Below are 20,418 nucleotides of genomic sequence, written 5' to 3'. Positions count from 1 at the left end.
GCCGGTGAGAGCCGCGCGCACACGTGGGTGCAGCGTTGGCGCTGTCGTCACGTCAGTCCTCCAGACCGAGAAGGGCGGTGACAGCCGCCGGGGTGATCAGCACTGTCCGTGCGATGCCGAGCGCCGCACGTTCCACGGGCGACAGACTGGGCCGTTGAGCGGCCACCGCCATGACACGGTCGATCACGTGCCAGCCGGCGAAGCCGACGCTGCGCAGTACCAGATCCCTGCCGAGCCGGCGGCCGACGGCCTGGTAGCCCTCCCGGAAGTGCTCGACCATGGGGCGCAGACGTGTCAGTTCCCGGACCCCGCGCGCCACCACGTCGTTGTCGTCGGCACCGGGAAGCTTGCGAATCGCACGATGGAGCCACTCACCCGTGTACGCCCCGATGTCCCGAGCCGGATCGCCACTGCGCATCTCCTCCCAGTCGAGCAGGTGCAGCGTGCCGTGAGCGAGGACCACCTGGTCGAGCCGGAAGTCGCCGTGGATGGGACAGACCGGTGCGCGACTCTCGTCAGCACGTAGCCGGCGCACCGCCTCGGCCAGCTCCTCGTCCTGCTGGAGCAGCCGCCACAACTCCAACTCGGCGAAGCTCGCCGCCCGGTAACGCTCCAGGGGCAGCGCGTCGAAGTACGGCAGTGGCGGCAGCGGGGGCGCAGCGTCCTCCAAGTCCACTCCTGCCGAGGCGTCGAGGGAGTGCAGGCCGCCCAGCATCTCGCCCACCCGGTAGGCGTGCTTGTCGTCGAAGGCGTCGTCATCGGCCAGTTCGGCACCGCTGCGGGAGTCCGCAAGCAGTTCGAACACGACGACGGCGTCCTCCTCGCTCCAGCCGAGGCAGCGCGGACTGCTCGGCGCCGTTCCGGGCGCGGCTGCCCGCAGTTCCTCGAAAGCGCGGATGGCGGCAAACCGGCGGCGGACGTCCTTGCGCTCCCCTCCCAGCCGTTTGATGAAGACGGGCGCCCCACTGGTTGTCGTCCCTGCCCAGTTGTCGTTGCGACCGATGTGGGACACGACACCGGCATCGTCGAGCGTGCCGAGCCCGAGGCTCTGCAGCAGACCTGCAACGGCGGGTGCGGACTCCAGTTCGACGGGGAGAGCCCGGTATCGGTTGTCAGCACTCATCGTCTGGCCTCCTCGAAGGAACGGCTGGCGGCGGAGTGAGCAGCCGAGGCCGTCACCTCGTGCAGTCCCGCACAGCGCCGCACACGTACGCCGGGAACCTTTTCGAGCGGCCCGGCCAGTGCTTCTGCATCACCGACCACGGCGGTGTCGAGAGCACCCGGGTCGAAATAGGTGGCCGCAGCCGTGGCCACGTCGTCGGCATGGACCGCGGCGAGCCTGTCGCCGTAGTCGGCGAGCCACGACGAGGGATCGGCACCCTCGGCCGCCAGGTTGACGAGGAGCGTCGCGAGCGAGGACGGTGACGCTGCCGCCGTGTTCGCCTGACCGGCCAGGAGCCGCTTCGCGGCGGCCATCTCCTCGGGACTCGGCGGCGACTCGGTCATCGCGGTCAGTTCGCCACGGGTCTCGGCGAGCGCCGCCGCCGCATGCGCCTCGCTCGCGGCGAGCCGGACGACCGTGGCCGGGCTGCCGGCCAGTACCTCGATGGCCGAGGCGGTCAGGTACGCGAAGCCCTTGTCCTCCCGCACGTTCAGGCCGAGTCGAGACGCGATGCCTCCGCCGAAGACGGTGTTGGCGACGTCCAGTGCGGGACGACGCTCGTGCGTGCGGTGCAGAGCGGGGCCGACGAGCACGATCTCGGCCTGCGCGGACCGCGGCCGGTCGATGAGCACCACTTCGTGCTGTGCCACGGGCGCGCTGGCGGGCACGTGGGCCGGGGCCTCGCATCCTTGCCACTCGGCAAGCGCCTCTTCGGCCAGCTGAGCGATCCCGGCTGCCGGGAAGTCTCCGACGAGGACGAGAACGGCACCACGTGGCGAGAGCCTGCTCCCGTGCAGCGCACGTACCCAGGCGGGCTCGACCCCGGTCAGATGCTCGGGGGAAGGCACGTCGCAGGGCAGTGCATCCACGGGATGTCGCCGGCGCAGCAGCGCCGTCATCGCGGTCCAGCGGGCCTCACCGCGGCGGATGCCGACCTGCGCCGACAGACGTGTGCGCGCCTCGACGATCGCACGATCCGAGTAACGTGGCCCGGCCAGGCGGGAGGCGAGCTCCCTCAGCACGGCATCCAGCGCTTGGGCCGGGAGGTAGCCGAACACCCCCAGCGATTCGGCGTCCCTTGCGGAATCGAGTTCGGCCGCCGCCCAGTGAGGGGAGCGCGCCGCTTCCGCAAGGGATGCAGGCGGCAGGAGCACGTCACTGAGGACGTGCATGTGGGCGGCGAAGGACTCGCCGACGTCCGCGCAGGGGATGCGGAGCCGGAGCTCGATCAGGGGGGCACTGACGTCGTGAACCGCGACGAGTCGCAGTCCGCTGGGCAACATCACATCGAGGACGCGCCGACGGCTTCCGAGTTCATGCATCCTGGCGAGCCACTTCCGTCCTGGTCGCGCCGGCCGGCGTGCTGCCGGGGATGAGGTGCAGTACGGCCCGGGACGAAGTGAGCATCGACCGGGCGGCAGCGGCGATCGCGGGGGAGGTGACCGAGCCGATGCGATCGGGAAGTTCGTCCATGAGTGCCGGTCGGCCGTGGATCAGTTCGTACACGCCGACACCACGGGCGCGTGCCAGAAGGTCGGCGTTGCGCCGGTGTGTCCTGGTCGCGAGCCGGACACGCGCCACGGCCGCGTGCGCTTCCACCTCGCTCTCGTCGGACAGCCGGGACAGTTCCGCGTCGAGGGCGGCGAGCACCGTCTCCGGGGCGACGTGCGTGTGGTGGGTGATCACTGCTGCCAGGGTGTCGGGATGGCGAGCGTCCAGGGCGTTGAAGAGGCCGCAGCCCGCTGCCACGTGGACCGCCAGCTGGTCGTCACGGACCAACCGGGCGTGCAGAGCGGACGTGGGCCCGCCGGTGAGGGTCTCGCAGAGGACCATGTGGGCCACGTAGGCGTCCAGGTCGGCGGCGGGGTCGGGGAGCCGGTGACCGACGGCCAAGGCCGGCAGCGGTGCGTGGGGGTCGTCGTGGCGTCCGTGGAGCGTTCGTACCAAAGGGGGCTCGTCGAGTGGCGCCGGTTCGGGCCTGCGGACCCGGGGCAGGTCACCGAAGTGCCGCTTTACGAGCCCTGCGGCCTCGTCGGGATCGAAGGCCCCGGCCACGGCGAGGACCGCGTTGGCGGGAGAATAGTGACTGCCGTAGAAGTCGACGGCGTCGGCCACAGTTGCCGCGTCGAGATCCGCGAGAGCGCCGTAACCGTTGTGGCTGTTGGCGAATGAACGGTAAAGGAGCCCAGGGAGCGGAATCCAGGGAAAACCGCCGTAGGCGCGGTTGTGGATGTTCAGCCGGATCTCTTCCTTCACGACAGCACGCTGGTTGTCGAGGTTCTCCTCGGTGACACGGAGAGAGACCATCCGGTCCGCTTCCATGGCCAGAACGCTGTCCAGGCAGTGCGGCGGCAGGAGCTGGTAGTACTCGGTGTAGTCCTGATGGGTCGAGCCGTTGACGATGCCGCCGTGCCCCTGCACGAACCTCCAGTGCGCCATCTTGGGGTGGCGCCGGCTGCCCTGGAACATCAGGTGCTCGAAGAGGTGGGCGAAGCCGCTGCGACCCTCTGGTTCGGAGCGGAATCCCACGTCGTAGTGCACGCTGACGGCCACGGCCGGGACGGTGGGCAGTGGGTCCAGCAGCACCCTCAGCCCGTTGCTGAGGACCAGTCGTTGCGGGGTCGGCATCGGTGGTTCTCTCCGTAGCGAGCCGGGGCCGCGGCACACGGCCGCGGCCCCGCTCTATCCTTGAGGCTGAGGCGCCGGCGCCGACTCGAAACTTGACGGGATCAGTCGGCGCCGACGCTGCAGCTTCCTCGCAGCGTTACCGCTTGCGACGGGTCAGCAGCCCTCGGCCTTGGTGGCCAGGCTGACCGTGACGGTGAGGGCGATCGGCGAGGTGGCGGGCGCGTCGCCCTCGGGGGCGGCGGCCAGCTCCTCGGCGTCGGTGTAGACGGTGTAACCCTCGAAAAGCTTCTCGGCGTCCATGGGACACCCCTTTCTTCAACAGAAGGGTGATTAACCGGCCTTCGGAAAGTTCCGGAGGGCCGCTTGCGTTCACATTTCTAGCATCGAACAGCCGTCCGTCGGAAGCATTTTTTGAAGAAAGTCGACGCACCTCCGAGCTACCTTTTCAAGGCACGCCAGGGTGCCGAACGGCACGGCCGTCCGGCACACTTCCGAGGTAATTAACCGACTAAGCCAACGGGGTTATGCCCCTATGCACCCGTCTACCATTCGAGCATTCCCGACCCCCGCTTATCGACCTCTTCCGCCACGATGTCCAAGGCAACGGATATCCACCACTCGTCCCAACCCACGAAGGCGCAGTAGTCCCTGATGTGCGCGAGCACGCCCAGGGTGGCGACGATCCCGGCTTCGCCGGGCAGATCACCGCCGTGTCCCTCGACGAAGGAACGGCCCAGCGTCGACCATTGCGCTGCGGGCGCCGCCCCTCCCTTGCTGCGGATGACCCCCCGCAGCTCCGCCAGTTCCCCCAGCACCCATCCGGTGTCCACATACGCCGGGCCGGCAGCCAGGTCCTCGCCGACGAGGAGAACCCCCGCTCTCCCGTCCGGGTCAGGAACGACCAGGCCGCTGCCCGGGTTTCCGTGCAGCAGCACACGTCCGGCCTGGTCCTCCAGAACGGTGGAGCACCAGGCCTGAAGGGTCGTCCGGCGTTCGGGGCCCAACCGCTCGACCACCGCCTGGAGGAGCTGCCCGGCCGTGGGCTGCTCGGTGTCGGCGGGCGGTTCGCCCGCAAGCCACCGCGAGAGTCTTCGCAGGCCGGGATGGGACGCCGCCGCGGCCTCTCCTGCCGGTGCGGCGTGCAGCCGCCGCAACGCCGCCCCGAGTTCCCTCAGCATGGACCGGGCGAGCGGATACGCCTCCCCCGGATGCCGGCTCATCAGCAGCTTGGCCAGAGCGAGAGGTCCACCGGCCTTGTGGACCAGCGTGTCTCCCACCTGCCGAGGAAGGGAGAAGCGCAGAGCACCCTCGGGAAGACGGGCGATGGCCTCGGCGGCCGGTTCGGGCGGGACACGCATGGGGGCCGCGCGGGACGGCCCCGCCGACCTGACCCAGCGCCAACCCCACTCGTCGTCAGGGCAGCGATGGACGGCGGTCCTGGTGAAGCTGGTTCCGTACTCGGCAACGAGCTCACCCTGCTCCTGCACGGTCACTCCTCTGCCCGCCCGTCCACAGCGCCGAGTGACTGCTCCATCAGGGTCAGCAGTCCGGGCAGCTCCGGCGGTACGTAGGCGTCATTGCGGCCCGTGGTGGCGCTGCGCCCGGGCTGCGGTGGGAGAAGACGGACGTTGGGCCGTTCCTGAAGTTCCTTCATGTGCCTGCCCAGCACGGGGTTGTGTATGGCGCCGGGCGGCAACGAAGGTGCGATCCCCACCGGCACCTGGGTGCACTGCATCGCGAGGAGCGCCGGGCTGTCGCCCATGCCGAGGGCGAACCGGGTGATGAAGGAAACCGTCGCCGGATAGACGGCGACGGCTTCGGCCCACTGCGCCCATTCCACGTGCAGCGCCGTGGTGCGCGGCTCGTCGGGCCACTCGTCGAGCGCTGCCACGGAGTTGTTGAGCGCCGAGAGGGCCTCCCGGGTCACGAAGCGCTCCGCGCTGCGTGTGATCACCACACGGCACTCCACCTCGGGCAGGGCCATGTGCAGCCATTTGATCCAGTAGGGCAGGAAGGTGACGCCGATCGCCCCCGTTCCCACGAGAAGGAGCCGTCGCGGGGTGAAGGTGATGGCCTGCTCCTGCTCCGGATGCCGCCGATCCGACGGTGCCGCCTCGGTCACCGGTACCCCAGTTCCGTGACGACCGAACGGACGTCCTCCAGTGCGGCCTCCATTCCGTACCGCATGAGAACACCCGAGGGGGCGAGCACCACCTCGTCCACTCCCGACGACAGATACTGCGTGATGCTTTCCGCGATCTCGGCCGCGGAACCGGTGACGAAGAGCCCTGCCTCCACCACGGCCTTGGCGCCGGCAGCCGGGTCGGAGGGATCGGCCGCCAGTCCGGCGCTCCTCAGCATCGCCGTGTAGTGCGCAGAACTCAGATGCCCCTCGGTGGCCGCCAGGACCAGGTCCTGAGGATCCCGCCCCGGGCGGTCCACGGCGAAGTGGACCAGCGACACCAGGCGCGGCACGGTCCGGTCCTGGCTGCGGGCGCCCTCACGCATCGCAGGCAGAATCGTGTCCCGGAGGTAGGGAAGCGGGGTCAGCCAGCTGATCGCGGCGTCGGCCAACTCGCCGACGGCTCTCGCCATACCCGCCCTGAGCACACCCGCGCCCACCTCGACAGCAGGATGCCCATCGGGGATGACGGGCAGTCGGCTGTGCAGCACGTGGTACGAGCCGTCACGGCGGACCGTCCTGCCGTCCAGCAGCTCACGCACCATGGACAGGTACTCCCGGCTGGCGGTGAGCGGCCTGTCGTAGGCCGAGCCGCGCAGCGAAGCCGTGAAAGCCGCGTCGCCGGGACCGAATCCCACGGTCACGGGCCGGCCCATCAGCGCGGCCACGGAACGAGCCTGCATGGCCGCTTCGTACGGGTGGCGCAGGGGCATCACGGTAACGGCCGTACCCAACGGAATACGTATTCCCCGCCCCGCGAGGTAAGCGAACAACTGGTAGGTGTCGAGCGTCAGGCTCTGTCCCATCCACAACCGCGTCAGGCGCGAGTTCTGCACCAACTCGGCGAAGCTGACGACGTATTCCGGCCGCCCGGGCATGATCGGGAAGAAGAGTGACACCAGCCCGTCGTCCGATGACCGGGGTACCGCCGGGTTCGGCTCCCCGTCGGTGCCGGCCATCCCGTCGCGCGTCATCGGGCCACCTCCCCACCGAGGAACTGCACTTGATCGATGAGGCCGTCCCGCACGCGGTACAGGGCAAGCACGTCCATGGCGGGCGCGCCGTCGGCCACGATCCGTTCGGCGTCGACCACCCATTCACCGTGGTGAATCCGCCCGACGCTCGTCGCCTGCACCCGGACCTCGGCGAACTGCTCGGCGTACACGGCACGCAGTGCCTGCTTTCCCGAGGCAGACACCACACCGTTCGCCAGCAGCTGGACCGATTCCGCGTAGCACGAAAGGAAATCGTTCAGATCCCGGCGGTTGTATGCATCAATCTGTCGCTGTACTGTGCGCACTTCCTGCGCAGCAGATTCTTCGAGCATCGTCCGCTTCCTCTGTCAGGGCGTCCCACTCATTCTCACGGCGCGCAGAAACGCTTCGGGAGAATCAGCCGAGACGTAGATTTCGGACGCCTGCACCATCCCTCTCTTTCCGAGATCGACGGCAACCGGCGGGTCGAGCTGTATGCGCACGTTGACGGTGCTAGCCACCGAGCAGACCACAGCGCGCTCTTCGCCAGGCACCGGACGGAGGCCGCGGCCGCTGATCGACCGCATCACTCGGGACGTCGTCCGGACCGCCTCCCGGGGAACGGCGAGTTCGCCCAGAAAACCGGTACGCAGGACCAGGCGCGAGTCGGAGACGACATGGGGGTGCCTGGCCATGGCCGCCACGGCTCCGAATCCGGCGGCGACCAACAGCACTTCGAAAGCCGCGTGGTAGGGCCGCAGTGGCGCCGGAATCATCACGGACACGAAGCAGGCGACGCAGATCTCCAGCACGGCCAGGATGGCGATCAGTTGTCGTGTCTCCGACGAGTGGGACAGCAACTGAGCCCCGCCCGAAGCCTCGCGCAGGGGTCGGCGTGTCACCCACCCGACGAGCGACTCCGCTAGAAGCCGTACGATCCCCGCCCCGGAAGGCCGGGGCGTCGTGCACCCCTCAGACAGACCCGACACGGTAGGACTCCTTCCTTGCAAGATGAGCAACCCGTGACCACGCCGGTGCCAGACACAGTGTCGGTGTGTCATATGGGTACGTCGCGCAGCCAGTTGTAACAGCCGGGAAAGGCCCGGAAGTCATTGATCGTTTGAAAGGTTTCACGCCGGTCAACCGCGTCCCGGGGCCGAGTCCACCGGTCACGGCATCTCCGCAGGGAGAGCGTCCTGGTCGTCGGCCCAGCGGCCTTGCACCAGGTTCCGGTATGGCTCGCACCCTTCCATCAGCTCCTCGTGCCTGCCGGCGTCGAGCACCCGCCCCTCGTCGAGCATCACCACGTGGTCCGCGGCCTGCACCGTTGACATCCGGTGGGCGACCACCAGGACGGCCCGCTCCACGGCCAGCGCCTCCACCAAGTGCTGGATGCGCTGTTCATTGGCGGCGTCGAGCTGCGAAGTCGGCTCGTCCAGCAGCACGACCCGCGCGGGGGAGAGGGTGATCCGGGCCAGGGCGAGGCGCTGACGCTGGCCGCCGGAGAGGTCGGTCTCCCTGCCCAGGACCGTGTCCAGGCCGTCCGGGAGCCTGCGTACCTCATCCGCCAAGCCCACTGCGGCCAGCGCCGCGAACAGCTGTGCGTCGGTCGGCACCTCGCGCTGGCCCAGAGAGAGGTTGTCCCGAACGGACCCCTCCAGGATCGTGAACTTTTGGTCCAGGTAGGCGACGTCGGTACGCAGCCGATCCAGGGGCCAGCGATCGACGGAGCGACCGAGCACCTGCACCTCGCCTGCCTCCTGATGGACGAACCGCTCCACCAAGTGCAGCACCGTGCTCTTGCCTGCGCCGGACGGACCAACAAGTGCGGTCACACCTTGCGGAGGCGCGGTGAAGGTGACTCCGTTGAGGACTTCCCGCCCGGGATGGCGGAAGCGAACGTCGCGAAAGGCCACGGACGATTCAACGGGGGCATGCTCCGCGCCCTGGGCTGTTCCGGGGCCCGTCGGCTCGGGTTCGAGTTCCAGGATCTTCTGGAACCGGTCGCGGGCTGCCATCCCGGTCTGCAGCTGGCTCATGCCCATCGCCACGACCGTGACCGGGGAGATCATCTGCAGCAGGTAGAGCAGGAAGGCGGCAAAGGTGGAGACGTCCACGGCCCCTTGCGTCATCCGGTAGCCGCCTCCCAGAACGACGCCGACCAGCGCGACCTGCTGCCCCAGCATGACGACGGGCGTCACGAGTGACTGAAAGGCGGCTCCGCTGATCGCGGAGTCGGCCGCGCTACCGGCGGCCCGGGCCAGCCGGTGCACGACAGCGGTCTCCGCCCGGTTGGCCTTGAGCACCGCAAGTGCACCGAGTTGGGCCGTGAACTGTTGGCCGAGAGCGCCGACGGCCTCCTGCTGGGCCGCGTAACTGCGACGCGCGCGGGCGATGACCACCGCGACGACAGCCCCCGCTGCCGTGAACGAACCGACCGTGACGAGAAGCAACAGCCAGTCGAGGATGCCCATGATGACGAGCGTGGCGATCACATGTACGGCGCTGAATGGCACGTGAACGACCCCCAGGTCGACAACCTCACGCAGGAGCGCGGCATCGGAGGTCACCCGGGCCACCAGGTTTCCCTCCCCCTCCTTGCGCACGGAGGGCAGCGGTAGCCTCATCACATGGGTCATGAGACGTACACGGAGGCCGAGGAGCATCTGTTCGCCGGCTCTGGCGAGCAGGAAGGCGGACAGCGCCGACGCGACGGCGGACAGGACCGCCAGCAGCGCCATGCCCAAGGCGGGGACAAGCACCGACCGGTGCGCGGAGAGGGAAGCGACCAACTCGCGGACCATCAGCGGCACCGACAGCGCCGCAGCCGCCGACCCCAGCGCCAGGAGCAGGGACACGGACACGACCAGCCGACGGCCCTGCAGAAGCTCCGGCAGAATGCGCAGGCTTCCTCTCGCAGGCCCGGGCACCTCCGGACCATCCCCATCCACTAATTCGCGCGGCATAGGCACTTCCCCATTTCCCGGCCGCCCGCCCTGGAGACGGCCGACCGTAGATAAGCCGACCGGCCTACTTTTGTAACAGCCACTGGCCTCCTTCGGTGCAGGAAGGTTGATGACCGTTGACAGCCATCAACTCCACGTGAGCGACCCGCCTCCCGACCGCTGGGCAGAAAGCGCTTCCAATCAGCCGGAACCTATGCTTCAATCGCATTGACCACGCGTTGATTGCAGGTGGCCCGGTGAGAGCCTTACAAGGAAAGATCCGGCCATCACACAGATCTTATCCGGGCATTAGGGGGAAAGATGCCTAGACCGGAAACACCAATAGATCCTTCGGCAGGACCCGTCGAGCGATTTGCCTATGACCTACGGCAATTACGCAAGGCTGCGGGTAACCCTTCCTACCGCGAGATGTCCGCAGCGGTTCATTTCTCGGGAACGACGCTCTCCGAAGCCGCGCGCGGCAAGCGCCATCCCTCACTGGCCGTCACGTTGGCCTACGTACAAGCCTGTGGGGGAGATCCGGAGGAGTGGCGTGAGCGGTGGCTCGCCGTGGAGCAAACCCATGCCGCGGCCACCCGCCAGGAAACGCTCCGCGACGCGGAGGCTCCGACCGCCTCCAGCGTGAGCCCCGTAGCCCATCAAAGGACCAGGATTCCCCCGCGGGCGATCGCCATGGCCGCGTCTGCGGGTGCCATCGGGGGGATCCTCACCGTGGCGTGCGCGACCGTCGCCCTCTCCTCGTGGCGCGCATCCCTGCGAAGCCACCTCGAAGGGCCGGTGCGCGTCCTGGAAGCAGCCCACCGCAGATGACGCCACGGCCGCCCGGCCCGCAGTGAGGTCACATCGCATACGGCGTGACCTCACTGCCCGTCTCAGCGACTGACGACTCACAGACGCCTCCCGAACTGATCGCATCGGCCGCGAGCTCGGAGTCGACGTACCGGCCGCCAGCATGAACAGAGCGGATCACCGCCGCGAGCTGACGTGCGGACGCCGTCTTCGGCAGCATGCCGCGCACGCCGGCGGAGAGCGCCCGCTTGAGACTGTCCGACTGAGTGACCGCCGTCACGATCACGGGGCGGCACTGCGGGAGCTCCCCACGCAGAGCGACGGACACCTCGACTCCGTCGGCGCCCGGCATGTGCAGATCCAGCACCGCTACGTCCGGACAGTGGGCCCTCGCCATGGCCAACGCTTCCGTTCCGGACGATGCCGTCGCCACCACACGCAGGTCCGGCTCCATGGACAGCAACTCGTTCAACGTGTTCAGAAAAAGGTGTTCGTCATCGGCCAGAAGAACCCGGATAACCCGGTCTTCTTCTCTCTCACTCACCTTTGCCCTCCGCACTCATTCGGCCAGTCGTTCGCACATCTGACGAGAATTCCACGACTCGGGAGAACACTCCGTCACGCCACACACCGAGGGAACTCGTGCCACGACCCGGAAGATTCCTCCGGGGCGCAGCTCAGCGCGAAGGGTGCCACCGTGACTCGCAAGCCGCTCCACCAACCCGAGAAGCCCCGAGCCGTTTCCGGTTCCGTTACCAACAATGGCTCCATCGTTCTCCATCATCAGTTCCGAAACCAGCGCACCGGCCTCTGTGACAGAACGCAGCCGGATCACGCAGTGACCGGCGCTGGAATGGCGCAGGATATTCGTCGTCCCCTCGCGAATCACCCAGCCGAACATTGAAGAGGTAGTTTTCGGCAGCACTTCCGTACAGGTGTCCTCGATATCGCAGATAATTCCGGCTGCCTGTAATACGTCTTTGGCACCTGCGATTTCAGTGTGCAGGTCAGCCTCGCGGTAACCGCGCACCACCTCCCGCACCTCCCGCTGAGATTCCCGAGCGATGCGCTGCACCTCGACCAGCTGCTCGACCGCGGCCGACGAGCCCCGCCGCACCAGTTCCACCGCCAACTCGCCTTTGAGGGCTATGACGGTCAAGTTCCTTCCGAGCACGTCGTGCATGTCCCGGCCGATCCTCAACCGCTCCTCGGCCACCGCAAGTCGGGCCTGGGTCATCCGCGCGCTGTCCAGCTCCCTGACCGCGTCCAGCAGCCACACCGAGAAGCGTGCGGCGAAGGCCATGACAAGCCCGCCTGCCAGAGAGGTGAATGCCCAGTCCAACGTGGTCCGCCAGGGAAACGACAGCGCGGGCATCACCAGCATCAGCGTCACAGCGGCCCAGACGACCAGCTGGACGACCCGCCGCAGAGGGACGGTGAGCCCCAACGGCACCGAGCCGAAGATGATCGGTCCCAATACAGCCGGAGCCAGCAGCCCTTGGGCCGGAAGCGCCTCGCTTCTGCCCAGCATCAAGGCCACCGCGACGGTCAGGACCGAGAAGACGGTGCTCGCCACGATGAACCGTGACGGCCGTGCCCAACGGTCCAGCGCGGTGTCCAACGCACGAGAGCAGGTCACCCCGGTGAGTACGGCGTGGAGCGAGATCAGCGCTGACAACCCGGCACGCGACCATCCGGGACCCTGAGAGAAGGCGATCTGGCACGCGACACCGATCAGTTCGATCAGAGCGACGAAGTGAAAAGTCCACCGCGTGTACAGCTCGACGCGGGCAGAGGTGCCCTTGCCACTCCACCAGGTCAGCGCACCACGCCAGGCCCCACTCCCCACCCCGTGCCACTTCACCCGCGGGGCTCCCAGCGGAACCAACGCCGCACTGCCAGCAGTGAGAGCCCGGTCCACACCAGTGCGAGAGCGAGGAACCTCAGGGTTTCTCCCGCACCGACACCGCCCACCCAGCCGGCCCGCAGAAGCGCCATCACCGGGGACAACGGAAGGAACTCGCACACCGTCGCCAGGCGCTCCGGCATGACGTCGAGGGGAATGAACATCCCCGAGCCCATCAAGGACACGAGCATCACCGGCAGCGGCGTCACCTGGGCGGCCTCGGCCGACCTGGTGATCACCGAGGACGCAGCGGCCATCGATGCCGTCATGACCGTACCCAGCAGCAGGCCCGCGATCAGCAGATCCGGTCGCGACGGCATGGACAGCCCAAGCAGAGCCGCTCCCCCGACGACCAGCACCCCGCACTGCAGCACGGTGATGGCCACGGCGGGCAAGGCCGATCCCGCAAGGATCTCCGGATCGCTCGCCTCCCCCGTACGCAGCCGCTTCAGTACCAGTTCCTCGCGCCGAACCACGTAGACACCGACGAGATTCGCGTACACGGCGAACAGCAGCACGAAGCCCATCGCCCCCGGGAGCAGCACGGTTCCCGGCGAGAGTCCCGTCCTCGACAGGTCCATCTCCTTCACGGCCGACCACAGACCGACCGTGAGCAGCACGGGCGAGGCGAGTCCCATGAACAGAGCCGACTTGGCCCGTAGCAGAAGGGTGAGCTCGGCCCGGCCCAACGCACCCATGCGTGCCATCACCACTGTGCTCATACGCCGACCTCTTCCCGCACCCTCTGCTTCCGCGCAATGTCCAAGAACGCCTCCTCCAGCGAGGCCGACCGTGCGTCCAGACCAGTCAGCTCAACCTCCCGCTCCCTCGCCCACAACAGGAGGTCGGTGAGCGTCTCCTGCAGCCGGGTGGTGCGCACCTCCGCCCACTGCCCCGTGACCGCCACGGTCACCGAGGAGGGAAGCAGGTCCGCCGTGGTACCGGCGGGGAGCAGAAAGCGAATGCGTGCCGGGCGGCTCGCCGTCACCTCGGCGGGCGTTCCGGCGGCGACGATCCGGCCCTCGTGCATGATCGCTATGCGGTCCGCGAGGTTCTCGGCCTCGTCCAGGTAGTGCGTGGTCAGCAAGATCGTCGTGCCCTGTCGCTGAACCTGCCGGACCAACTGCCACGTCTCCTGTCGGCCTTCGGGGTCCATCCCCGTGGTCGGCTCGTCGAGGAAGAGCACCTCGGGCCGACCGAGCAGAGCCAGGGCCAGATCGAGCCTCCGCCGCTCGCCGCCGGACAGCTGCTTGACGCGTACGTCGGCGCGTTCGCGGAGCCCCACCAGGTCCAGTGCCTCCGCCACCGGACGCGCCCCGGACACACACCCGCCCCACATCCGCAGGGTCTCGGCGACGCTCAGTTCGGAGGGAAAGCCACCTTCCTGGAGCATGACGCCGATCCGCGGCCGCGCTGAGCGCCGCTCGCGGCAAGGGTCCATACCCAGCACCCGGACCCGGCCCTCGGACGGCGCGGCGAGCCCCTCGATCAGTTCGACCGTGGACGTCTTGCCGGCACCGTTGGTACCCAGCAGCGCGAAGATCTCCCCACGCGCCACAGAAAAGTCCACACCCCGCACCGCTTCGAAGCTCGCACCGCCCTGCGCGCCATAGCGCCTACGCAGGCCGCTCACCTCGATCACCGGTTGCTCGATAGTCATGCACTCAGTGTTTCGCCCCTCTGTTGCAGGCAGCAGTGATGTTTGTCATGAGTCAGGAGTCCGTTGTGACTGTCAGCCGCCCAACTGCCCCGCATTTGTCCAGGGCAGGAGCCCTTACCGTCAGAGGGTGACCTCACCGAAGGAACCCACTCGATGATCCGCCTTCTCATTGCCGATGACGAAAACCTCATACGCGGCGCTGTCGCCGCGCTCCTCTCCTTAGAGGACGATCTGACCATCGTGGCTGAAGCCGCCACAGGGGCTGAGGCCGTGGCGATGGCCCTGCACCACAAGCCCGACGTAGCGGTGCTCGACCTCCAGATGCCAGGCAAGGACGGCGTCGAGGTCGCTCGGGAGCTGTCCCGCGTACTCCCGGCCTGCAAGGCTCTCATCGTCACCAGCCACGGTATCCCTGGACATCTCAGACGTGCCCTCGGCAACGGAGTCAAAGGCTTCGTGGGCAAAACCGTCTCCGCCCGACAACTCGCCACGATCATCCGCATCGTGCACGCAGGACGTCGGTACATCGACCCCGACATCGCCTCGGAGGCGATCAGCGCGGGCGAGTCCCCGCTCACCCCCAGAGAGGCAGACATCTTGTCCATGGCTGCCGACGGCGCTCCGATCGAGGAGATCGCCGACCGGGCAGCACTGGCTGCGGGAACGGTGCGCAACTACCTCTCCGCCGCCACGACCAAACTGGGGGCGGAGAACCGCCATGCAGCCGCGCACCTGGCACGGCGGCGAGGATGGATCTGATCCACATCCCCCTCGGCCACGCATCGCTCACGCACGGTGGTGGGAAGTCCCCACCTAGGCGTTCGACCACCTTCGAGGATGCGGTCACTTCTGTCGGCTCCGCTCAGTCGTTGGTGTCGGAGACGCCGGTCGAGCCGCCGTCGGACGGCTGCTCGGCACGGGAGCGGATGGTGGCGATGGACTTCCGGGAAACGATCAGCCCGTCGTCGGCGGGCTGCATGGCGGCGTTCTCGGGCATCGTGCACTCCTGCTCTCTTGGCTTCCCCCCGCTGGGCCGGAGCGAGAGGTCGTGAGCAGACCCGCTGTGCCAGCTGCAGCCAGCGGGGCTGGAGCGGTGCCCGCCCACCTCGGGGGAAGCAGGCAGGCGTCGTACCGCCCGAGGACCTTCGGTCGACCAGGCGGAGTCTGTGGGTGCTACAGGCAGGCCCGCAGGCCCTCCAGGACACGCGAAAGCAACGCCATGTCCGGCTCGTTGGCCTCGGCGGCGGCTCGCCCCTCGGCGTGCCGCTCCCTGAGCAGTTCGCGCCGCGCGGCCTCGGCGCGCAAGACTTCGGTGCGGATATCCGCCAGTGCCAGATCGGTTTCCGTCCGCAGCCGTACGAGGTCGGCGGGCGTCAGGCGCAGGACGCGGAGGATTGATCGTGCCCTCGGTGCGGCGGGGTACGGCTGGACCGCGAAACAGCCCAGAAGGCGGCGAAGCCGATCCCCAGGTCGCGTCCGGCAGCTGCTGATCCGTCCGCCCAAACAGCCCCCGATCCGCGGGCCACGAGCGCATCCGCTCACGCATCGCTCACGCAATGGCTTGAGAACGAAGCAGCGCCCGACCCGACCGAAGCCGACTCAGGCGCTGCGTAGCAGGTCAGAGGGCGTTTACCTCCCCCGCCACCGGTAGGCCCTGTGGGACTCGAACCCACAACCAATGGATTAAAAGTCCACTGCTCTGCCAATTGAGCTAAGGGCCCAGGCGATGTTGCCTCCCCGAGCATAGCCGGACGTGGCCGTATCGCCGATCGGGTATCGGGACACGGCCGCGCCGGGCGGCGAAGACCGGTCACGGATCGACCGGCTCCGCCGTCACCTCCGCCGCCCCGCGGGGCACCGCCCGCCCGTCGGCGGGCCTGAGGAACCAGTGCCGCGCCGAGGCGAACCACCACACGGCCGCGAAGCCGAGGACGACCAGGACGGCCACCGGGGCGTAGTTGAAGGTCTCCGAGGTCACCGGCGAGACCTGGGGGAGCATGAACAGGACGGTGATGACGCCCACCCAGATGACGGAGATCACGCCGATCGTCCGGGACCACCGGCCCAGGTGCCAGGGGCCCCGGGCGAAGTCGTCGCCCTTGCGCAGCCGCAGCAGGGTCGGGATGACGTAGGCGATGTAGAGGCCGATGACGGCGATGGAGGTGACGGCCGCGTAGGCCGTGACGTTGATGAGGTAGGGCAGGCCCAGCAGCAGCGCGCCGCCGGCCGCGAGCCAGACCGCCGCCACGGGGGTCCGGGTGCGCGGGCTGACGGTGCGCCAGAGCCGCGAGAGGGGCAGGGCCCCGTCGCGGGAGAAGGCGTAGATCATGCGGCTGTTGGCGGTGACGGAGGCCATCCCGCAGAACAGCTGCGCGCCGATCACGACGAGGAGCAGCAGTTCCCCCGCCGTGGCGCCGAGTGCGTCGAGGAGGATCTGGGCGGGCGGGGCGCCGGTCGGGGAGCCGAGGGCGCCGTCGTAGGACTGGATGGCGAAGGTGAAGCCGAGGAGCAGGACGAAGCCCGCTATCCACGAGGTCCAGATGGACCGCACGATGCCCCGGGGGCCCGCGGTCGACGCGTCGTGGGTCTCCTCGGTCATGTGGGCGGAGGCGTCGTACCCGGTGAAGGTGTACTGGGCCATCAGCAGGCCGAGGGCGACGACGTAGACGCCGCTGCCCCAGCCGGTGTTGTTGACGAACTCGCCGAAGACGAAGGAAGCCGAACGGTGTTCGTCCGGTACGAAGGTCAGCGCGCCGACGATCACGGCCACACCGAGGACGTGCCACCACACGCTCACGCCGTTGAGGAGCGCGACGATCCGCACCCCGAAGGTGTTGAGCAGGCCGTGCAGCACGAGGATCCCCGCGAACAGCAGGATCGTCCGGCCGGGCGTGACCTCGAAACCGAACTGGAGATTGAGCCAGGCGCCGAGGAAGGACGCGGCGCCGAAGTCGATGCCGGCCGTCACGGCGACCTGGCCGAGCACGTTGAACCAGCCCGTGAACCAGGCCCAGGCGGCCGCGCTGCGGGGCGGCGCCAGCCGGTGGGCCCAGAAGTAGAGGCCGGCCGAGGTGGGGTAGGCCGAGCAGATCTCGGCCATCGACAGCCCGACGAACAGGGTCATCAGGCCGACCGCGACCCAGCCCCAGGTGATCACGGCGGGGCCGCCGGTGTTCATGCCGAACAGGTACAGCGTCAGGCAGCCCGACAGGACCGAGATGATCGTGAAGGAGACCGCGTAGTTGGAGAACGCCGACATCCGGCGCGCGAGAACCTGCGTGTATCCGAGCTGGGCCAGCCGTTCCTCGTCCGAGAGGCCGCCGGTCGCCGTGCCGTCATCTGTCATGCCCCCAGCAATTCCCTCGCCGGGGGCGTGACACACGTCACAACTTGACCAGAAAGAACCCCTGCGGGTTCCGGAGGATCCCTCAGAAGAGGCCCTTGTAGCCCTGCCAGCCGGTGGCGGTCCTCACCCGTGCGGAGAAGGTGCCCCTGCCGGTCCCGGGCATCCGCCACAGCACGCCCGCGGTGTCCCGTGCCACCAGGTCGGCCTTCCCGTCCCCGGTGATGTCGCCCACGCCGACGAGCGCGTTGTAGGAGGCACCCCAGTCGGCGTACAGCTTCACCCCCGGGGCGAAGGTCCCGTTGCCCCTGCCGAAGAACCGGTACAGGTTGTTCGCCTTGTCCTGCGCGAGGAGGTCCCCGACACCGTCCCCGTTCAGGTCACCGGCCCCGACGACCTTCTTGTACGCCTTCCAGTTGGCGTACAGCTTCACGCCGGAGGCCAGCCGTCCCGCACTCGTGCCCTTGTAGAGGTACACGGCGCCGGTGGAGGCCTTGCGGGCGATCAGGTCGGGACGGCCGTCACCGCTGACGTCCCCCGCAGCGGTGAGGACGTCGAAGGTGTTCCAGCCGGTGCCGAGCGACAGCCGGGAGCCGGAAGGGGAGTACGACACACCGCACTTGCCCGTGTAGCGGCGCAGTTCGCCGCCCGGCATCCGGACCAGCATCTCGGCGCACCGGTCACCGGTCAGGTCGCCGAAGGGGACCGCGACGGTCCCGGCGGGCCAGCCGCCGGTGGACACCTTCCAGTCGAAGGTGCCCTTGCCGTGGGTGTAGTGCAGGCTCAGGGCGCCCGACGCGTTCAGCGTGACCAGCTCGCCGTAGCTGTATCCGCCCTGGTCGTGGTGGCCCTGGCGGCCGCCGGAGAGCCCGATCGCACCGCTCGTGGTGTACGTGCCCGCGCCCTCGGTCGCCGTCGCCGTGAGCGTCCAGGTGAAGCGGCCGTTGTAGGGGACGGCGCCCGCGTCCGTCCGGCCGTTCCAGTGGGCGTCGGGCGCGGTGCCGGTGCCGCTCTGCGTGTGCACGCGGTGGCCCTGGGCGTCCTTCACGGTGAAGGTCCAGGCGGCCGGCTTGCTCAGCTGCCAGGTGCTGTTCCACCAGTCGTCCCGGACGTGGACGGAACCGTCGTCGACCTCGGCCTCGACCGGCGCCAGCGGCTGCGACGGCACCCCGCTTTGCACCACGTGCACGGTGCTGTCCGGGTCCACGTACGCGATGTCCCCGCCGAACTTGTCGACGGACCAGGTCTGCCGCCGCTGGTCGGCGGTGTTCCCGGCCGGCAGGTCGGCGATCTCGCGGGCGGCCGCCGCCGTACCGGTGTGGAAGTCGGTCAGCATCAGCTTGCCGGCGGCGCGGTCGTGCCGCACCAGGTAGCCGTCGCCGACGAGCACCGGCCCCGACGGCACGGCGACGTTCTTCCCCGCCGTACGGTCGAACACGCCGGCCGCGCCCGTGGGACCGCAGTTCCAGTAGACCCAACGGCCCACCACCTGCAGTTCCTTGACCGTGCAGGGAGCGCCGGTGGCCAGCGTCTCCACGGTCTTCTTCTGCTCCAGGTCGTAGGCGGTGACGGTGCCGTTGCCGGCGCCCGGCGCGTACAGCCGCGAGCCCCACACGGAGGCGGCGGTGACGGCGCGGGTGAGACGCACGTGCTGCACGTGGTAGGGCTGCACGGAGTCGACGTACTGCCTGCCGGTCGAGGCGGCCTCGTAGACGAAGTAGCGGCCGGTCACGTCGACGTACCTGCCGCCGGTGACGAGGGGCTCGGAGCCGGAGTGGTAGCCGTTGTCGGCCGTCCGGATCTGGGCGCGCTCCTTGCCCTCGTACTCCTCGGAGTTGCCGAAGAAGACGCCCACGTCGCCGTTCCCGGCCGCCCGCAGCGACACGCACGTACCGGCGTCGCAGGGGGTCCGCGACAGGTGCGCGCCGGTCGCGTACTCGCCCGCGTAGGCGCGCGTCTCCCGTGCGCCCACCGTGGACCCGTCGGCCGCGACCGGCCGGTTGGTGACGTACGGGTCGCCGTTCGGCGCGCGCTCCACCGTGGTCAGGACACCCCCGGCGAAGTCGATCCCCCACACCCCGCTCGTGGTCAGCGGCAGGGGTGTGGCGTCCGCGGCGGCCGGGCCCGCGGTGATCAGGGAGCCCGCGCCGAGGGCGACGAGGCTCGCGAAAGTGAGTGTGATCCGGGCACGCCGGGCCAAGGGTCCCTCCCAGGGGATACGAGAACGGCATGGCGGCGGCGGTTTCCCCCTCCGGCCGCTCTGTCCATGCCAAGCAAGGGAATGCTAACAACCGGCTCGGAGGCGGCGGTGGGGAAACAGGGCCCCGCTCCCCCTCGGACACGGAAAAGGGCCCGTACGACTCCTGGAACCCAAGGAGTCGTACGGGCCCTTCCCCTGATGCGACGGCGATCGGCGGTCAGCCGGCCAAGTCGACGTCAGCCGTTGCGCTTCCAGCGCGGCTTGTCGTCACGGCGCCCGAAGGAGCCACCGCCGGTGCCGGTGCCACGGTGGTCGTCACGGCGGGCGCTCGGCCGCTCGTGGCCGCCGGCGCGGAAGCCGGTGCCCGGACGGTCGTCGCGGCGGTCGCGGTTGAACGGACGGTCGCTGCCGCGGTGCCCACCGCGCTCGTCGCGGCGGAAGCCGCCCCGGTCGTCACGGCGCTCGAAGGAACGGCCGCCGCGGTCGTCACGGCGCTCGAAGGAACGGCCACCGCGGTCGTCACGGTCCCGGTTGAAACCACCGCGGTCGTCACGACGCTCGAACGGACGACCACCGCGGTCGTCGCGGTTGAAGGAACGGCCACCACG

19 protein-coding genes, 1 tRNA gene and 2 pseudogenes are annotated in these 20,418 nt (G+C 68.9%); 3 read left to right on the top strand and 19 right to left on the bottom strand.

All coding sequences use genetic code 11. The features are described from left to right. Window positions 1-52: 52 nt before the first annotated feature. The 10 genes from lxmK to ACGFQC_RS12215 form a co-directional block, all read right to left on the bottom strand. Window positions 53-1,123: a class V lanthionine synthetase subunit LxmK gene (gene lxmK / locus ACGFQC_RS12260; protein ID WP_363090803.1), complete on the bottom strand. Its 1,071-nt coding sequence runs from the start codon at window positions 1,121-1,123 to the stop codon at window positions 53-55. Further along, window positions 1,120-2,334, bottom strand: coding sequence for an insulinase family protein (locus ACGFQC_RS12255; RefSeq protein WP_363090804.1), 1,215 nt, complete (start codon window positions 2,332-2,334; stop codon window positions 1,120-1,122). Before ACGFQC_RS12255 ends, lxmK begins: the two co-directional genes overlap by 4 nt. Window positions 2,335-2,476: 142 nt before the next feature. Beyond that, entirely contained in the window at window positions 2,477-3,790 is a 1,314-nt protein-coding gene (locus tag ACGFQC_RS12250; protein WP_363090805.1) for a pitrilysin family protein, read from the bottom strand. Between the two features lie 153 nt (window positions 3,791-3,943). After that, window positions 3,944-4,090, bottom strand: coding sequence for an LxmA leader domain family RiPP (locus ACGFQC_RS12245; protein WP_363090806.1), 147 nt, complete (start codon window positions 4,088-4,090; stop codon window positions 3,944-3,946). A 242-nt stretch (window positions 4,091-4,332) separates the two neighbouring features. Next, window positions 4,333-5,277: a hypothetical protein gene (locus ACGFQC_RS12240; protein ID WP_363090807.1), complete on the bottom strand. Its 945-nt coding sequence runs from the start codon at window positions 5,275-5,277 to the stop codon at window positions 4,333-4,335. Window positions 5,278-5,279: 2 nt separating this feature from the next. Further along, window positions 5,280-5,912, bottom strand: a complete 633-nt coding sequence (locus ACGFQC_RS12235) for a flavoprotein (protein ID WP_363090808.1) — start codon at window positions 5,910-5,912, stop codon at window positions 5,280-5,282. Next, on the bottom strand, window positions 5,909-6,946 hold the full coding sequence (locus ACGFQC_RS12230) for an LLM class flavin-dependent oxidoreductase (RefSeq protein WP_363090809.1): 1,038 nt from the start codon (window positions 6,944-6,946) through the stop codon (window positions 5,909-5,911). The genes ACGFQC_RS12235 and ACGFQC_RS12230 overlap by 4 nt, the downstream gene beginning before the upstream one ends. Next, window positions 6,943-7,299, bottom strand: coding sequence for a nuclear transport factor 2 family protein (locus ACGFQC_RS12225; protein ID WP_363090810.1), 357 nt, complete (start codon window positions 7,297-7,299; stop codon window positions 6,943-6,945). Before ACGFQC_RS12225 ends, ACGFQC_RS12230 begins: the two co-directional genes overlap by 4 nt. A gap of 15 nt (window positions 7,300-7,314) precedes the next feature. Further along, on the bottom strand, window positions 7,315-7,758 hold the full coding sequence (locus tag ACGFQC_RS12220; RefSeq protein WP_393288106.1) for a hypothetical protein: 444 nt from the start codon (window positions 7,756-7,758) through the stop codon (window positions 7,315-7,317). A 357-nt stretch (window positions 7,759-8,115) separates the two neighbouring features. Then, the gene (locus tag ACGFQC_RS12215; protein WP_363090812.1) at window positions 8,116-9,804 is read right to left on the bottom strand and encodes an ABC transporter ATP-binding protein; all 1,689 of its coding nucleotides are present in this window, start codon (window positions 9,802-9,804) and stop codon (window positions 8,116-8,118) included. Window positions 9,805-10,212: 408 nt separating this feature from the next. On the opposite strand from ACGFQC_RS12215, the gene ACGFQC_RS12210 reads away from it, so the two are divergent. Then, on the top strand, window positions 10,213-10,722 hold the full coding sequence (locus ACGFQC_RS12210) for a helix-turn-helix transcriptional regulator (RefSeq protein WP_363090813.1): 510 nt from the start codon (window positions 10,213-10,215) through the stop codon (window positions 10,720-10,722). Window positions 10,723-10,756: 34 nt separating this feature from the next. Here the strand turns inward: ACGFQC_RS12210 and ACGFQC_RS12205 are convergent. The 4 genes and pseudogenes from ACGFQC_RS12205 to ACGFQC_RS12190 form a co-directional block, all read right to left on the bottom strand. Further along, a pseudogene (locus ACGFQC_RS12205) lies at window positions 10,757-11,218 on the bottom strand (response regulator); the annotation flags it as partial. Between the two features lie 42 nt (window positions 11,219-11,260). Further along, window positions 11,261-12,565 (bottom strand): histidine kinase, encoded by a 1,305-nt coding sequence (locus ACGFQC_RS12200; RefSeq protein ID WP_363090814.1) that lies wholly within the window; start codon window positions 12,563-12,565, stop codon window positions 11,261-11,263. Then, window positions 12,562-13,329, bottom strand: coding sequence for an ABC transporter permease (locus ACGFQC_RS12195; RefSeq protein ID WP_363090815.1), 768 nt, complete (start codon window positions 13,327-13,329; stop codon window positions 12,562-12,564). Before ACGFQC_RS12195 ends, ACGFQC_RS12200 begins: the two co-directional genes overlap by 4 nt. Continuing rightward, a complete protein-coding gene (locus tag ACGFQC_RS12190; protein ID WP_363090816.1) occupies window positions 13,326-14,267 on the bottom strand; it encodes an ABC transporter ATP-binding protein in 942 nt (313 codons plus the stop codon). The genes ACGFQC_RS12195 and ACGFQC_RS12190 overlap by 4 nt, the downstream gene beginning before the upstream one ends. A 153-nt stretch (window positions 14,268-14,420) precedes the next feature. On the opposite strand from ACGFQC_RS12190, the gene ACGFQC_RS12185 reads away from it, so the two are divergent. Then, on the top strand, window positions 14,421-15,026 hold the full coding sequence (locus ACGFQC_RS12185) for a response regulator transcription factor (protein WP_363090817.1): 606 nt from the start codon (window positions 14,421-14,423) through the stop codon (window positions 15,024-15,026). A 103-nt stretch (window positions 15,027-15,129) separates the two neighbouring features. Here ACGFQC_RS12185 and ACGFQC_RS12180 read toward each other — a convergent pair whose 3' ends face one another. Beyond that, a complete protein-coding gene (locus tag ACGFQC_RS12180) occupies window positions 15,130-15,264 on the bottom strand; it encodes a hypothetical protein (protein WP_363090818.1) in 135 nt (44 codons plus the stop codon). Between the two features lie 173 nt (window positions 15,265-15,437). Here ACGFQC_RS12180 and ACGFQC_RS12175 point away from each other — a divergent pair, with 173 nt between their 5' ends. Then, on the top strand, window positions 15,438-15,665 hold the full coding sequence (locus ACGFQC_RS12175; protein ID WP_363090819.1) for a hypothetical protein: 228 nt from the start codon (window positions 15,438-15,440) through the stop codon (window positions 15,663-15,665). 250 nt (window positions 15,666-15,915) lie between these two features. Here ACGFQC_RS12175 and ACGFQC_RS12170 read toward each other — a convergent pair. From ACGFQC_RS12170 to ACGFQC_RS12155, 4 genes and pseudogenes are all read right to left on the bottom strand, one after another. Then, window positions 15,916-15,988 (bottom strand) — tRNA-Lys (locus ACGFQC_RS12170). Between the two features lie 89 nt (window positions 15,989-16,077). Next, window positions 16,078-17,613 carry an amino acid permease gene (locus tag ACGFQC_RS12165; RefSeq protein ID WP_363090820.1) on the bottom strand — a complete coding sequence of 512 codons (1,536 nt, stop codon included), beginning with the start codon at window positions 17,611-17,613 and terminating at the stop codon, window positions 16,078-16,080. A gap of 82 nt (window positions 17,614-17,695) precedes the next feature. Beyond that, window positions 17,696-19,810 (bottom strand): FG-GAP-like repeat-containing protein, encoded by a 2,115-nt coding sequence (locus tag ACGFQC_RS12160; protein WP_363090821.1) that lies wholly within the window; start codon window positions 19,808-19,810, stop codon window positions 17,696-17,698. A gap of 236 nt (window positions 19,811-20,046) precedes the next feature. After that, window positions 20,047-20,418: pseudogene (locus ACGFQC_RS12155) on the bottom strand (RNA helicase); the annotation flags it as partial.

Source organism: Streptomyces sp. NPDC048734 (assembly GCF_043198675.1).
GTDB lineage: Bacteria > Actinomycetota > Actinomycetes > Streptomycetales > Streptomycetaceae > Streptomyces.
This window is presented reverse-complemented; position numbering and strand designations above follow the sequence as displayed.